We start from the raw sequence: 16089 nt of genomic DNA, 5'->3' as shown, positions 1-16089 counted from the left end.
TAATCGATTTGTTTTTTGGGGATATAATTAATTATTGTTTTTGTAAAGGGTTACTCTTTGGATAGTAAATTGGAAATATCCCATAAAAGCCATTTTTTACTTTTGATATTTCCTTCATTTTTTCGAAGCATTTTTTGAAAAAGCGCTAATCCCAAAGGCTCATTACCATTGGCATGAACCAATACCACACTTCCATTTCTGATAGACTCGCCTTTGGCTAGCCAAGCATCGCTTCCGAGGGGTAATAGCCCAAGAGCCAAAACTTCATCGAAAATGCTTTTGTCGGACACTAAACCTGGAAACCTAAAGTAAATAGAAGGAACCAGTCCATTGGATAACATAGCTTGCTCATTCAATAATACTTCCGAAAGGATATTGGTACCATGTTCCAACAAGAAGTTATTAGTAAGAGACAATTTGGGGTCGTAACGGTGCGTATAACTGTGGTTGACCCACGTAATACGTAAATTACCTACTTTTTCTTGTTGCCTAAGCCAATTGAGGTCATCTTGATGTTTTTGCATCCAAACGCCTGTAATGGTTATAGTCAGAGGAACAGGACGTTCACTGATTTCAAAACTTTTAATCACATTTTGAAAAAAGCTTCTAGTCAAGGGTTTGCTCGATGGACATAAATCTATCGTTAAACTAAAACCTTTGAGCGTACTATCTGCCTTTGTAATTCCTGCGTCTTGAAGCTCATAATCACGATGCTTTTCAAATTGCCAATCATGAATATAAGGTGTTTTTTCAAAAGCATTTATCACATTGCTCCACTCCATCGACTGCACCTCAATATTGTTCAGAACGCGTGTTTTGAGGCTTTCTGGATTAACCAGTAAGTATTGGGTAATACCAGCATCTTTCCATTTCCTAATGACTAATTCATTTTGATATTGAGCAAAAAACACTTCATATTGAGATATTTGAGCCAATGAACGAGTAAATAAGAGTCCTAAAAACAGGAATGTTAAGAAGTATTTCATAACAATCTCAAGCGAGTTTTTTCCAAACTTTTTGCACAAAAGTAATGAAGGATTAAAGAAAAAGACGATTTTCTATGGGCTGCACCCCTTTAAGAGCTTCCAAATTTACAGAATATCTCCAAGCCATCAAGCATAAATCTGTGACTTGGAGATACTTCTTTCTAGATTTCAAATTTTGTCCATCTTTCCGCTGAGTTTGCTGACTTCACAACCGTTTGGATGAAAGCCATACCACGCAAACCATCTTCGATACTTGGGAAGTCATAAATATCTGGGTCGTAACCTTCCACTCCAGTACCTTTTCCTAAACCACCACCTGTACCAGATTTGCTTTCGGCACCCCAACGGGCACGTAGGGCATAAGTAAAGTTTCGGTAAATACTTGCAAATGTTTCAATATAGCCTTCTGGGTGTCCTGCTGGCTGACGCGTATGTGCCTGTGCGTGAGGTGACAAATTGCCAACTCCTGTACGGATAATTTTCGAGCCATTTTCTTGATTTGTCATAATCAAAGTATTCGGATCCATTTGGCGCCACTTCAGACCTCCAAATTCACCATAGACACGAATATTAAGGTCATTTTCTTCTCCATTACAGATTTGGCTATTGTGCAAAATACCTTTAGCACCGTTATCAAAATGTAGGAGAATATTGGCATCATCGTCGAGCATACGACCTTCCACAAAAATCGTAAGGTCAGCCGAAAGTTCTGTAATTTGTAAGCCAGTAATATATTCAGCTAAGTTTTCAGCATGTGTACCAATATCGCCAACTCCACCTGCTGCTCCACTACGAGCGGGATCCGTACGCCATGAAGCTTGTTTTTGACCAGATGCCTCCACCAATTGAGATAACCATCCTTGTGGATATTCAACAATTACTTTACGGATTTGTCCAATAGCACCTGATTTGATCAATTGACGTGCTTCTTTTACCATTGGATAGGCCGTGTAGTTGTGCGTAAGGGCGAATAACAAGCCAGAGTTTTTAACGATTTCGGTCAATTCTTTAGCCTCTTCCATCGTCAAAGTGAGTGGTTTATCCATCACTACGTGGAAACCGTTTTCGATAGCAAATTTTGCCGCAGGAAAATGTACATGGTTTGGCGTAACGATCGAAACGAAATCCATACGCTCGCCTTCAGGAAGTTCTTTTTCTTTCAGAATCATTTCCTCATACGAGTCATATACTCGATTGGCAGGTAAATAAAGCGCCTCGCCAGTAGCTTTAGATTTTTCAGGATTTGAACTAAACGCTCCGCAAACAAGTTCGATTTCGCCATCTAAGGCGGCTCCTCTGCGGTGAACTGCTCCGATGAAGGCATCCAAACTTCCTCCAATCATGCCCATTCTGATTTTTCTAGCCATTTTTTTCGTTAATTAAATATCGAGCTTTTGAACGGCTCGGCTGACTAATCAAGGTCAGCTTGTTCTAAAGGCTCAACAGTTTTAGGTTGAAATAATAATTGATATATATAATTAGAATAATGGATCATTAATTAATGATGAATTATGAGTTGTGAATGATGAATGTTTTAATCCACAACTACTTTAATTTCACCTGCAATGGGCATTAAACTATATGTATTAGGTTAAAAAATCATGAATACATTTTTTGCCTAATGCCTACGGCTTACAGCCTAAAGCTGACATTGATACCAATGTAAATTTTGTAAAAATACGACTATTGTTACTTTGTGTATCTTTTTGATACAATATTGCACAAAATTAATATAATTTTATCAGCTGAAGGCTATATGCTTTATGCCATAGGCTAAATGTTGGAATGTATTTCTGATAAAAGAATATAAATATTTGCTTCTAATAAGTATGGTTTATTGCCTGAAGCGTAATCATGAAATGATTTTAGGAATCATCCTAAAATGTACTATTTGAAAAAGTAATCTAAAAAAACACCTGAAAATACTACATTTAGCCCGCTCTATACCGTTTGATTGCAAATTTTAATTAAAATTATTACAAAGGCATTTAGTAAATACGGAAATCTTTTTGTTTTTTTGGCATGGATTTTTTTTAGTACGAATTATAATAAAATAAGAACACTGTCCCTTTTATTAATCTTAAACCCTTTAATCAATTATGTCCCAAACAGTTAATAATAATCGATTGTTTTTGGCGAGTTGCTTTGCACTAATCACTACTTCAATGGCTTTCGGTATTCGTGCAGGTGTCCTCACGCAGTTAGGTACAGCCTTTAACCTTGATGCAGAGCACCTCGGATACGTCAACCAGATGGCATTTTTAGGCTTCCCTATCGCAATGATTATTGGAGGTCCTCTTTACAATGTATTAGGTCCTAAAAAAATCATGTGGGTAGCATTTATTACACACGTATTAGGTTTAGTAATGACCATTTTCGCAAGTGGTTTCTGGACTTTATTGATTTCGACTTTCTTCGTTGGATTTGGCAATGGTACCGTAGAAGCGGCTTGTAACCCAATGATTTCTGATATGTACGAAGGCAATCAAAAAACCAAAATGTTGAACCGTTTCCACATGTGGTTCCCTGGAGGTATCGTTATTGCGAGTTTAATTTCTGAATTTATGACTTCGGCTGGTATGGGCTGGCAGTTACAAATTGGTATCATTTTGATTCCTGCGGTAGCTTATGCGGCATTGATTTTGGGACAAGCGTTTCCTGAAAGTCAAGATGAAGGTGCTGCTTCAACAGGTCAAAACTTCAAAGCGATGCTTTCGCCATTGTACTTATTTATGTTGGCATGTATGGCATTGACTGCTATTTCTGAATTTGGTCCTGAGCAATGGATTGGTCCAGTATTGGGTCATGCAGGAGCAAGTCCAATGTTGATTTTGGCTTTGGTAACTGGTTTGATGGCAGTAGGTCGTTATTTTGCTGGTCCAATTGTACATAATCTAAACCCAACGGGTGTATTGCTAGGTTCGGCTATTTTTGCAACAATCGGTGTGGTTTTGATGAGCCAAGCTGAAGGTGCAATGGTATATGTTTCGGCAGTAATTTTCGCGATTGGTGTATGCTATTTCTGGCCAACTATGATTGGTTTTGTAGCTGAATATCTACCTCGTACTGGTGCTTTTGGTATGTCAATTATTGGTGGTATGGGGATGTTCTCTACCTCAATTTTCCAACCAATTATTGGTAAATGGTTGGATGACGAAAAAGCTGCTGCTGCTGCCAAAGGTTTGACAGGTCAAGAACTTGACTTAGCTGCTGGACAAGCAACACTAGATAATATGGCGGTATTCCCATTCATCTTGATTATCGCTTTTGCAGTATTGTATTTCATTATGCGCAAACAAACTCCATCTGGAGCAAAAGCGCACTAAGAATATTTTGATGAGTTGCTTTTAGATTCTTTAAAATGCTTAAAGTTTCTGAATGCCAGTATCAACAAAAAAGCCTTAAGCAATTTGCTTAAGGCTTTTTTGTTGATATATTTTTGGAGGAATAATGCAAAATAAGATTGAATTATTGGGCTTTCTGATTTCGGAAAAAAGTAAAATATCTTGATTTTTACAAAATATAGAAGCTTACACTTCCGAAATCCAACATCCGATATCTGAATTATAATCCTTCGTACAGCCCTAATTCACACCTCAGAATTCAGCATTTATAAGATTTCTTTTATCTCTGCCTTATTCGCCTCATTTACCATCAAAATCAATTCTGCTACTAGACCTGTCCAACCTGTTTGGTGAGCAGCTCCTAGCCCTTTACCATCATCCCCATGGAAATATTCGTAGAATAACACCAAATCCTTGAAATGTGGGTCTGTTTGCATTTTTTCGTAATTGGCATACATCGGACGTTTACCGTTTTCATCTGTTCTAAAGATTTTGATTAAACGTTCTGCCAAGCTCAAAGCGGCTTGCTTGATGCTCACCATATTACCCGAATTGGTAGGATATTCTACTTCGTATTCATTACCATAATACGACTGGAATTTCAACAAGGAGTCAATCAACAAGAAGTTCATTGGCATCCAGATAGGTCCGCGCCAGTTAGAGTTACCCCCAAACATACTTCCCGTAGATTCGGCTGGGGTATAATCTACTCTGAATACCTCGTTGTGTACACGGAACTGATAAGGATTTTCGAGGTGATATTTTGACAATGAACGCACGCCATGTTCTGACAAGAATTCGTTTTCGTCAAACATCTTTTTCATAATCATCTTCATACGGTGACCACGCAAAATCGCCAACAAACGGTTTTCTCCTTTTCCTGGCTCGTACCAACGTGAAATCAATCCTGCCAAATCTGGTCGGTTAGCCAAAACCCAATCCACGCGACGTTTGAAGTCTGGAAGTTTTTCCAACATTTCTGGTGTAAGAATTTCTACAGCAAAAAGAGGAATTAATCCTACCATCGAACGGATTTTGAGCAACATACTTTGCGAATTTGGCATGTGAAGCATATCATAATAGAACTGATCTTCTTCATCCCAAAGGCTAATTTCTGAGCCACCTAACATTTGCATCGCACCAGCAATATGTAAGAAGTGTTCAAAAAACTTAGAAGCCATATCCTGATATACAGGGCGCTCAACCGCAATTTCACAGGCAATACGGAGCATGTTCAAGCTATACATGGCCATCCAGCCTGTACCATCAGCCTGTTCAAGACGTCCGCCTGTTGGTAAAGTTGCCGAGCGGTCAAATACTCCGATGTTATCCATTCCAAGGAAGCCGCCTCCAAAGATGTTGTTACCACCTTCGTCTTTGAGGTTTACCCACCACGTAAAATTGAGCAATAATTTATGGAAAACACGCTCTAGGAATTTGACATCCCCTACGCCATTCATTTCTTTATCTATCTCATACACACGCCATGTCGCCCAAGCATGTACAGGAGGGTTTACATCCGAAAATGACCATTCATAAGCAGGAATTTGTCCATTCGGATGCATATAATATTCACGTAATACTACGGCTAACTGGCGTTTTGCAAAGTCAGGATCGAGTCGTGCCAATGGAATGGTATGGAAGGCCAAATCCCATGCTGCAAACCAAGGATATTCCCATTTGTCGGGCATCGAAAGGATGTTGGCGGCATACATGTGTCGCCAGCCTGAATTTCGACCAAACTTCCGATTGTCCGAAGGCTTCGGCATTGTAGGGTCGCCTTTAATCCATTCGTTGACATTGTAGTAATACCATTGTTTTGTCCAAAGCATTCCTGCATAAGCCTGACGTTGAATTGAACGTAACTCTTGGTCTTGTACGCTACTTTGCAATTCATCGTAAAACTGATTTGCTTCACGAATACGCTTATCCATAATATCTTCAAAACCACCGAATGGCTCAATAATAGAATGGTCGGACAAACGCAAACGAATCGTTACACTTTCACCCGCTTTTACCACTCTGGTGTAACGTCCTGAGGCTTTAGTACCGATATTGTTTGGATTGACAGCCGCTTTGTTTTTATTGACAATATATTCGTTGATACCATCTTTGGTATATGGCACATTATTAGCTACACCATGCAAGCGTTGGAAGTTGGTTTCGTTATCACAGAATAATAACTCATCCGCCTTTTCACAATACAATTTATAGTGTCCTACGCTTTTGTTGTCTACTTCAATTACTTTGTTTGACACACCTGTCAACATTGGCTTGTACTTGAAGTTTTCGTATCCCCAGCACCAAGTATTTCTAAACCAAATAGTTGGTAATAAGGTAATTGGAGCAGGCTTATTACTACGGTTGTGTGCCGTAATTTTTATCAATATATCTTGTTCGTCCGACTTTGCATATTCGATAAATACATCAAAATACTCATCGTTATCAAAAATACCTGTATCAAGAAGTTCGTATTCTGGCTCTAAGCGTGAGCGCTTACGACTTTCGTCTACCAGTTTTGAATAGGGAAATGCTGCTATGGGATATTTGTACAACATTTTCATGTACGAGTGCGTAGGCGTCGAGTCAAGATAGTAATATAATTCCTTTACATCTTCGCCGTGGTTCGACTCATTCCCTGTTAGTCCGAAGAACCTTTCCTTCAAAATGTGGTCATTATGATTCCACAAAGCAAGTGCAAAACAGATATACGATTTGTTATCCGAAATACCACCGATACCTTCTTCGCCCCAACGATAGGCTTTTGAGCGAGCCATATCGTGCGTTACATTATTCCAAGCATCTTGATTAGGAGAATAATCTTCTCGTACTGTTCCCCATTGACGGTCAGATAGATATGGACCCCATTTTTTCCATCCTTTGTTGTCGGCACGAGTTTTTAACCTTAATTTTTCGGCACTTACTACTACTTTACTCATAAATTCTCAATTTCGGGATATAACTAACTTCTATCTCGCTAAAAGCTAGTGGTGTTATGGTATAATTAATTTGATTAGTTCAAAGCTTTCTGCAAGAACTTGCCCATGTTGTATAAAACATTGCAAATCTTTTCAAAGATAAAAAAAATGCCTCAACCTTTTAAAAGTTGAGGCTTTTTAATCTCTTTATGTAGCTACTACTACTGACTTTTAAGTAGATATGCTTATTTTACACGTGGTAAAATTTTACGTTTAAATATATGTAAAATGAAGGTTTTACCTTCTTTTATTTCTTCGTAGGTATCCACTAATTCCCATCCTTGGCGATCCATCAAATTGAATATTTCAACTTTACTATTGAAAAATAAAGGCTTTCGGTTGGCATCTGTCACCTCTTGTTCTCTTGGTGAATTTCCTTGTCCATAATCAAGAAAAACAGATAATTTGGTTGCAAGCCAAGCTTTTTCAGCCTTAATCGTAATGTAATTAATATTACGAATTGCGTTTAATGACTGACCATTTACATAGATTGTCTGTGCTTTGGCAAACACGATTCCTAATAGCCAAAAGCAAAAGGCAAGCACAATTTTTTTCATTGTAGGTTGGGTTAATTAATGGTTTATGAAAAGGTATATGAAGAATTAAAAGGAGTATTTGTGGACTTACACCATGTTTTTCACATCATGAATCCTTTGAGTTAAGCTTCAAAAACCTCAAATGAGTATGGTTCGAAATATACTACAAGTTAGAGGATTCTTCAGTTTTTACAAGAAACTTTTATCATTTTCGTAGGTTTAGGCGTCGAAACAGGTGTAAAAATAAAAGACCGAACGTTTTTCGGGGGGCGTTCGGTCTTTTCTCTGTTAAAGTTTACAATTCGATAGCATGAGATGAATTATTAACTTGCTGCAAAATTGGTAATAATTACTCATAAATAAAATAAGTATTACTACTCAATTTAGTGATTTATTACTAGAGAAAAGTATATAAGCATATAGATACTGAAAAAGAAGGCGTTGCCAATGCTCAATTAAATGTATATCTTTATAATAGTCTTCATCTATTAATTTCAATCTACATGCTACAAAAAATCAAACGTAACATCGCGCCTATTGTGCTTAATGCTGCTCTTTTCTTTGGTATTTGGATGCTTCTGTTCAAAAAGCCCGATTACTTGGCTATCTCGGTCAAAGACGTTCAAAAGCCTCAATTTTACGTTGACACCTCTGCTACTTTTCATGACTTCGTGAGTTTACCCCTAAAAATAGAAGGTGAGCTAGATGCGCCAGCCTATATCGAGATTCGTGATTATGATAATCCAAACTATATTGTACATAGATTCAACTTGAAGAAGGGAAAAACCGCCCTAGATTATAGTATTGATTACTACGGAAGAGGCTTTTTAAGAATATCTTACAAACCTTATGGTGTCAAAAAAGGGCATTTAGTGATAAGATTAGCTACTCAGATATAAAAAAAATAGAGACGCCAAATTTGGCGTCTCTATCACATATCTTTATTTCAAACAATCTCTTCCTCAAAGGCAATGAAATTAACCAGTTTTTGCTGCTCGTTAAAAATAGGTTCTATACGAACATCGCACCAATAAGGTTCACCGTCTTTGCGGTAGTTGATCAGTTTTCCTTCAAACTTTTTCTCTTCCAACAAACAAGCCTTAATCGCTGATCGTGTAAGTGGGTCGGTTTCTTTTCCTTGTAAAAAACTAGGCTTTTTTCCCAAAGCTTCTTGTATCTGATAGCCCGTCATATTAGCAAAACCATGATTTACCCACTGTATAGTTTGTTGGATGTTGGTAATGACTACAGCATGCTGAGGGTCTTGAATAAAATCTCGGAAATGATACAAATCGAAATCCCATTTTCGCACGTGCGCCATTCGGCTCACACACTCATATTCATGCAGTAACGCATCGCTGAGTCTTGCAGGGCGGCGCATAAACTCCATACCTGTCAAAATTGGCATAGAGGTATTTACACTTGAAAAAGTGTCGCAGAAAGTTTTAGGACTGAGTTGCATCATGGTCTTCAAAATGGGTTTTGATTAGAGACTTTATACAAGTGTTGCACAAACATTGTCCTCCGTACTTATTTAAACTCAACTGACGCAATTGCTGTGTTTGCTCATAAGTCAATGTCACTTGTTGACAATCGCAATGTGCTATATCGTCAACTTTGCACTGAAATGGTTGTTGGCAACGTGGACAATGGGTGTGTATCTTCAACATTCTACCAATGTTAACTCTAAAAAATGATAATTGTTATGAACTAATTTTTCGCCTTGAACAACATCAATTGGATATTGAAACAAAGGGCAATCTAATACTACGGTATGGAACTCTCCATTTTCACCGCAAACATCCACACCTTTTGCTTCCAAATCCGCTACCGTTTGAGCATCAATAATTCTCCCTAAAAACGAGGCACCCAATGTAGCATTACAAGATACAATCATCGTTTTGATACCTGACGCAATCATTGCAAAAACCAATGTTTTACGGTCTTGTTGCCAAAGTGGCAAATGGCAATTGAGCTGCGCCTCAGCACAAACTTTCTCTTCCCATTCACGATGCGGTTGTAGGTCTATATCGCCAAAAACTGCATCAGTTAGTTGGTATTCTTCAGTCAGCGACTTGAGACGAGCGATATACTTTTCGGTATAATTTTCCCAAGAAGTACTAATCGTAACACTCGGACAGCCTATTGCTTTGGCTTGAGCCTCCAAAATAGCAGGGCTCAAACCATGCGAACGTGAGCGGTCGCCCCATTCGTTGAGTGTCGTAAAAATTACGGTAGGTCGTTGATTCATTTGCATCAAAGCAAAACAAGAATCTTTTCCACCAGACCAAGAACAAAGGAGGTTCATAAGTAAAGTGACATAGTGAACAGGCACAAAGGCACAGAGTCTTTTCACTATGCTACTTAGCACTCTTACGTCTGTTCACTCTATTATTTTAAAACTGGATATTAAATTCAAACACAAGTACAAAAAGTTTTTTCACTATGTCACTTTGTGCCTTTGTGCCTGTTCACTCTATTGTTTTTAAAACTAGATATTCAATTCAAGCACAAGTACAAAATGTCTTTTCACCATATCACTTCGTGCCTTTGCGCCTGTTCACTCTATTGTTTTTAAAACTAGATATTCAATTCAAGCACAAGTACAAAAAGTCTTTTCACCATATCACTTCGTGCCTTTGCGCCTGTTCACTCTATTGTTTTTAAAACTAGATATTCAATTCAAGCACAAGTACAAAAAGTCTTTTCACTTTGCCACTTTATGCCTTTGTGTCTGTTCACTCTATTATCTTTAAAACTGGATATTCAATTCAGGCACAAGTACAAAAAGTCTTTTCACTATGCCACTTTGTGCCTGTTCACTCTATTGTTTTTAAAACTGGATATTCAATTCAAGCACAAGTACAAAATGTCTTTTCACTTTGCCACTTTGTGCCTTTGTGCCTGTTCACTCTATTGTTTTTAAAACTGCAAACTCAACCCAATACTTGCATTAAATTGACGGGTTTGGTAGCCTGTTATTTCTACAAATTTGGTATTCAAAATATTTCTCAAATCAGCATACGCTTTGATTTTTGAATTGATGCGATATTCACCATAAACATCTAATAGCTGATACGCATCCAAATCCACGTTAATTGATTTGAATTGGTCATTATCATAGTAGGTGTCCTTACGAGCGCCAATGCCTCTCAAGGTTGAACTAACATACAATTTTGAAGTAGCCTGATAACCCAAACTCAAGGTAAAGGCATTTTCTGGACGACGAATCAAATTTTTGTAAGTAGTGTCTTTTCCTGCTACTTTGGTAGTCAATTCTCCAATTTGGTGCGTATAGGTAGCCGACATATTGAACTTGCCTAATTGCGCTTGAGCGTCCAATTCCAAACCTTTACTTGCTTGCTTATTGAAATTAACATACTTGCCATAAGGCGCAGTACTAATTGACTGGAAAATAATCACATCATTGATGGTTGTATTAAAATACACAGCACGGAAATAGGATTGTTGGTTATTGCTAAACAACTGAAAACCGCCTTCTTGCGTGAATGACTTTTCAGGATTCAAAGCTGTATTTCCGTAAGGAGAATACAATTGATACAAAGTCGGCGACTTAAAGCTTGAGTAAAAGTTAGCTAATACCTTTAGATTTTTGCCTAACAAATAATAAGGATTGAGGGTGTAGGTAAAATTATTTCCGTACAAAGAATGATGATTGTAACGTCCTCCTGCTTCAGCACCAAAACCACCTAAATTATTCAAGGTAAAAGATGTGTAACCACTCACTTGGTTTACATTTGCCAAATCATCACTCAATGGAGCATCCTCATAAGGTCCCCAATCGCTGATAGACAAATAGGTTTGACTCATTTTCTGAGCACGGTATTCTGCACCAATCAACCATGTTACATTTTTACCCAAACTCCAACTGCCATATAATTCTGCATAGTTAGTTTTTGCACCATAATTACTAGCTGAATACTTGTCATACGCATCAGGAGCAACATAATTAGAATCGTTGATATAGCTACGTTTGAGGTCGTTATAATGGTAATTAGCCACTAATTTACCTCCTCCCACAAAATACTCTGCCCCTACTCCTATTTGTGTGCTGCTGCTATTGGCTACAAAGTCTTTATCGTCGCTAAATGCTCCATTATCAATGTCGGCACGATAAGTTTCGTGGGTTACAAAAACTTTGGTTGTAAGGTTTGTACCAAATTTTTGCTGAAACTGAGCACGAAGCGCATCTTGATTAAACGCATCTTTTTCGTTTAGGTTATCATCTTTTTTATTAGCTGCCTGCGAAATACCCTTTGAATACAACTTGGTGTAAGCCAAAGAATAACTGGAGTTTTTATTTAAAGTACCACTCAAATTCAAAGCTCCCTTCCAAGTTCCATAACTTCCTCCCGAAAGATTGGCTTGCGCACTAAATGGTTTACTGTCAGCTTTTTTACGAATAATATTAATAACACCACCAACGGCATCCGAACCATAAAGGGTGGATTGCCCTCCTTTCAAAATTTCAATTCTTTCGATTTGGTCTATCGAAATAACGTTTAAGTCAAAATAATTACCAATCGTAGAAGGGTCGTTCAATGGAATGCCGTCCATGAGCAAAAGAGCATAACCATTGCTCAAGCCTCTGATACTTACTTCTTGATTTGCACCAAGTGTTAATTGCGAACCTACTACCTGCATGCCCACTTGTTGGTTGAGTAGCTCTCCCAGCGACTTGCCCACATTGCGCTCCAAAATTTCTTTGGATATAACGGTTAAAACTTTTCCTGTTTGCAGTTGCTTTTGAGGTACTTTATTGGCCGTAACTACTACTTCATTAAGGTTTGTCACATTGTTTTGAGCCATACTTAGGCTTGCCACGCAAAGTAATCCTGAACAGAAAAATAAAGATTTAAACATTGATTTGATGATTGTTTTCTTCCCTAAAGTTAACACTCGTGCCTATAGGATAGGCTCAAATGAATTGACATTAAAAGGCAAGAAAATGAACAGAAAAGCGAACGCTCAGCGACAACTCATCCACCGTAAATTGTACCAAGAATAGATAAAAGGCAGGTCTCCTGACTTGTTTCATCGACTTCGAGCCTTCCCGCCCGACGGGCAGTGGCCATGAAGATTGAATTCGACATCATTGAAACTTACAGTTGCGGGGACAGTCTAGGTATTGCACCTAATTCCCTATTAAGCTTTAACACTTCGTAGATTTGACGTATAAAGCACCTATATCTGGTACAAAGGTAGTAAATTGTGATTGAGGGAATTAGAGAATAGAGAATTCTTTTCAATTTTAGAATCTTATTTTAAGACTAACAGAGTGTCTGTTAAACAGGCTTTAAAACTTATCATAGCCTAAATTGCTTAACTTTACCTTTGTAAAATATTCAGTCAAAATCGCCTTATGGAATTCAGAACGCCAATAAAAATAGAAAAATCGCCCTTTCAAATACAACTTCAGTCCAAGGTACTGACAGTTGGTTCATGCTTTGCACAGGTTATCGGACAAAAGCTTGAAGAAAACAAAATTGCGACCGAAGTTAACCCTTTCGGGACGTTGTTTAACCCCATGTCGATATTCAAACTTTTGAATCCTAACTACCAACAAGCCGATGAGCGACTATTTGTACAGCACCAACAAACATGGTTGCATTATGATTTTCATTCGCAATTTTTTGCTTCTCAGCAGGAATCTCTAAAGGAATTACTGAATGATAGCTTAGCAAAAATTCAGATTCAGCAATATGACTTATTAGTTTTAACCTTCGGAACGGCATTTGTGCATCAGCTCAAAACTACACCGAGCTATGTAGCCAATTGTCATAAAATGCCCGCAAGCTTATTTGAAAAGGATTTATTGAGTGTGAAGGATATTTGTAAAAAGTTTGCAGAGTTGCATAAAGCCATAACAGAATTAAATCCTTCTCTAAAAATCATTATTACTGTTTCGCCAGTGCGACATACCAAAGAAGGACTTGCCGAAAACCAATTGTCAAAATCAATTCTTCGAACGGCCTGTCATTATCTCAGTGCTGATTATGAAAATGTAGCGTATTTTCCATCTTATGAAATCATGATAGACGATCTTCGTGATTATCGTTTCTATAAGGCAGACATGATTCATCCCAATGAAGTGGCAGAGCAATATATTTTTGAGCAGTTTACAAAAACCTATTTTTCAGACGATTTACAAACTTTTTTACCTAAATGGCAACAAATCAAAAGAGCGTTAACTCACAAGCCTTTTGATATTACGTCCGAAGCTCATCAGAAGTTTTTACAAAATGTATTAAAGCAACTGGAGGGTATAGAAAACCAAGTAGATATATCGGCAGAGAAACAGCAGGTTTTAGCACAAATCGTGAAAGAGGTTAATCGTTAACGGTATATTCGTTATCTGTATTGACAAAACTTGAAGGAGAATTTCAACAATCACTCAATAGAAAATCACTAAATTACTCAATAAAAAAGCCCCAGTGGTTAGCTGGGGCTTATCAGAGCTTCAAAGTTAAATAGTTGTTTTGAGTTTAGTAAATTAATCAAATTGGTACTTTCATAGTTTGTCACTTACGGTGACCCTAAAATTTTATCATTTTAAAATTCGCTCTGAAAATATCTTTAAAAGCTTCTATCCGTTTCTGGATTCAAATCTTTTGTTAAGTCAAATTGTTTTCTCTAATCTAGAGAATCACTTTATATCTTGTCGAGATTGTTTTTGAATATTGCTAACTGCTTAGCTTTACAAATGTAATAGCATTTTTTGAATAAAATATAATTTTAACAATTTTTTTTTAAACAAAATGAACAAATATTTTCATCCCCTCTTTTTATACCAAAAACAAATCTTGATTTAGTACTAAAATACACCTTATGTAAAAAAGCTATTTAAGTCATGTAATTCGCTCAAAAAACACTCAAATAGCAGATATTGCCCCATATAAAAAAAATAAATCCTTTCCCTAGAAGAGAAAGGATTTAAAAATTATCCAAAAACAATCTCAAAAAAATTAAGTCCCTTTCGGTAGGCTTAACATTTAGGTTGAAGGCCGAAACCTTCGATGTGCATTAAACCATTTCACTTATTTTTCTAATACCACGATAGAATTTACGAGGTATTTATCATTAGCGGTACGAAGGTTATATACCTTTTCGACCGTACGATAGTCTGAATTAGTTGAAAATACTTTATAGCGATTAAAAGTATGCGTATCGCTATTGTACATCAAAACTTGTTCACCCACTTTCAACTTACCTAATTTGGCATGACCAGTAGTAGTCATTACAGGATGATTGGCTGTACCTTCCAATTCTGTTAATTGAAAAAGCGGTTGTGTCGAAGCAAACGCTTGGTCTTCGGCGTCGCTCAACAATACTTTTACGATTCCAAAAGACTTATTATCGTGTTCAATTACTTCATCGACAAGCGTTGTTTCGGCTTTATTAGTTGCAGTGTTGTAAGACATCACCACCTCACCTGCTTTTACTGCTGCAATGGACTTTTGCGAACCATCAGCCATTGTTACAACAGCTGTCTCAGGGAAACAATATTCGTATTTATCTTCTGCACCATGCTCAGCACCTGAAGCGCCTCCTGTAAATTCTTTTGCTAACACAAAAGCTACACAAGATGAGAATCCTGAAACGGCTTTTTCGCCATCTTTTAGGTCATCGATGTATTTGCCCCAAACTTCCTTTTCGGCCATTGGGTTGGGCACTACTAAGCTGATTTTTTTACCATCTTTGGGCGTTGTAAAAACCATCAAAGAGCCCATTTCCTTCATTTCGGCGGTTTCTAAAACTTTGTATAAATATATACGACGCTCTTTTCCATCCGAGAATTTGAAGACGTATGGTGGGTTACTGTTATCCAATACGTAAGCTCCCTCTTTAATATATGTATCCTTGTCAGGATTTTTGACTGCAATTTTCTTAAGCGCATCATAATCAGCATTTTTGATTCCCACTTTAGCTACTTCTTGAGCCTTGGCGAAAAGAGTTGAGCAAACTAAACCGAATACTAATAATACTTTTTTCATACTGAATAATTTTAGTCTTCAATGATGAAGCACTTGATATAATAACAAGTGATTGGAGGTGTTTTGAACCTCAGAAATAACTCATCACGACTGAAAACTTGTGTAATAGTTATTTGAAATACAGCATTATTAAATCAAAATTATTTTACAATTATAAATATAATAAATTATTGATTATCAAATAATAGTATCTCAAATTTTTTAAAATAATTTTAACTAATTAAAGAAAT

Annotated in this window: 12 protein-coding genes and 1 riboswitch; of the genes, 3 read left to right on the top strand and 9 right to left on the bottom strand. The window is 37.3% G+C overall.

The window, feature by feature from the left end:
• Positions 1-50: 50 nt before the first annotated feature.
• Both QM481_RS20990 and QM481_RS20985 read right to left on the bottom strand, forming a co-directional pair.
• Positions 51-986, bottom strand: coding sequence for a polysaccharide deacetylase family protein (locus QM481_RS20990; protein ID WP_283383194.1), 936 nt, complete (start codon positions 984-986; stop codon positions 51-53).
• A 161-nt stretch (positions 987-1147) separates the two neighbouring features.
• A complete protein-coding gene (locus QM481_RS20985) occupies positions 1148-2335 on the bottom strand; it encodes a Gfo/Idh/MocA family protein (protein ID WP_166552896.1) in 1188 nt (395 codons plus the stop codon).
• 750 nt (positions 2336-3085) lie between these two features.
• Between QM481_RS20985 and QM481_RS20980 the strand changes: the two genes are divergently transcribed.
• Positions 3086-4312 (top strand): MFS transporter, encoded by a 1227-nt coding sequence (locus QM481_RS20980; protein ID WP_283383193.1) that lies wholly within the window; start codon positions 3086-3088, stop codon positions 4310-4312.
• Positions 4313-4596: 284 nt separating this feature from the next.
• Here QM481_RS20980 and QM481_RS20975 read toward each other — a convergent pair whose 3' ends face one another.
• Both QM481_RS20975 and QM481_RS20970 read right to left on the bottom strand, forming a co-directional pair.
• On the bottom strand, positions 4597-7269 hold the full coding sequence (locus QM481_RS20975) for an MGH1-like glycoside hydrolase domain-containing protein (protein ID WP_166552872.1): 2673 nt from the start codon (positions 7267-7269) through the stop codon (positions 4597-4599).
• Between the two features lie 224 nt (positions 7270-7493).
• The gene (locus tag QM481_RS20970) at positions 7494-7865 is read right to left on the bottom strand and encodes a hypothetical protein (protein ID WP_283383192.1); all 372 of its coding nucleotides are present in this window, start codon (positions 7863-7865) and stop codon (positions 7494-7496) included.
• 482 nt (positions 7866-8347) lie between these two features.
• On the opposite strand from QM481_RS20970, the gene QM481_RS20965 reads away from it, so the two are divergent.
• Positions 8348-8743 (top strand): hypothetical protein, encoded by a 396-nt coding sequence (locus tag QM481_RS20965; RefSeq protein ID WP_283383191.1) that lies wholly within the window; start codon positions 8348-8350, stop codon positions 8741-8743.
• A gap of 47 nt (positions 8744-8790) precedes the next feature.
• Here the strand turns inward: QM481_RS20965 and QM481_RS20960 are convergent, their stop codons facing one another.
• The 4 genes from QM481_RS20960 to QM481_RS20950 form a co-directional block, all read right to left on the bottom strand.
• Positions 8791-9309, bottom strand: coding sequence for a PAS domain-containing protein (locus QM481_RS20960; protein ID WP_283383190.1), 519 nt, complete (start codon positions 9307-9309; stop codon positions 8791-8793).
• The gene (locus tag QM481_RS24940) at positions 9290-9514 is read right to left on the bottom strand and encodes a cysteine-rich CWC family protein (RefSeq protein WP_166552868.1); all 225 of its coding nucleotides are present in this window, start codon (positions 9512-9514) and stop codon (positions 9290-9292) included. Before QM481_RS24940 ends, QM481_RS20960 begins: the two co-directional genes overlap by 20 nt.
• Positions 9508-10152 carry a Dph6-related ATP pyrophosphatase gene (locus tag QM481_RS20955; protein WP_283383189.1) on the bottom strand — a complete coding sequence of 215 codons (645 nt, stop codon included), beginning with the start codon at positions 10150-10152 and terminating at the stop codon, positions 9508-9510. The genes QM481_RS24940 and QM481_RS20955 overlap by 7 nt, the downstream gene beginning before the upstream one ends.
• 614 nt (positions 10153-10766) lie before the next feature.
• Positions 10767-12728, bottom strand: a complete 1962-nt coding sequence (locus tag QM481_RS20950; RefSeq protein WP_283383188.1) for a TonB-dependent receptor plug domain-containing protein — start codon at positions 12726-12728, stop codon at positions 10767-10769.
• A 133-nt stretch (positions 12729-12861) separates the two neighbouring features.
• Positions 12862-13068, bottom strand: a riboswitch (cobalamin riboswitch).
• Positions 13069-13227: 159 nt separating this feature from the next.
• On the opposite strand from QM481_RS20950, the gene QM481_RS20945 reads away from it, so the two are divergent.
• A complete protein-coding gene (locus tag QM481_RS20945; RefSeq protein ID WP_283383187.1) occupies positions 13228-14205 on the top strand; it encodes a GSCFA domain-containing protein in 978 nt (325 codons plus the stop codon).
• 697 nt (positions 14206-14902) lie between these two features.
• Here the strand turns inward: QM481_RS20945 and QM481_RS20940 are convergent.
• Positions 14903-15859, bottom strand: a complete 957-nt coding sequence (locus QM481_RS20940) for a Hint domain-containing protein (protein WP_166552864.1) — start codon at positions 15857-15859, stop codon at positions 14903-14905.
• Positions 15860-16089 lie beyond the last annotated feature (230 nt).

The organism is Flectobacillus rivi, from assembly GCF_030056655.1.
GTDB classification, from domain to species: domain Bacteria; phylum Bacteroidota; class Bacteroidia; order Cytophagales; family Spirosomataceae; genus Flectobacillus; species Flectobacillus rivi.
Note: the sequence above shows the minus strand (reverse complement) of the source record. Positions and strands in the feature narration are given on the sequence as shown.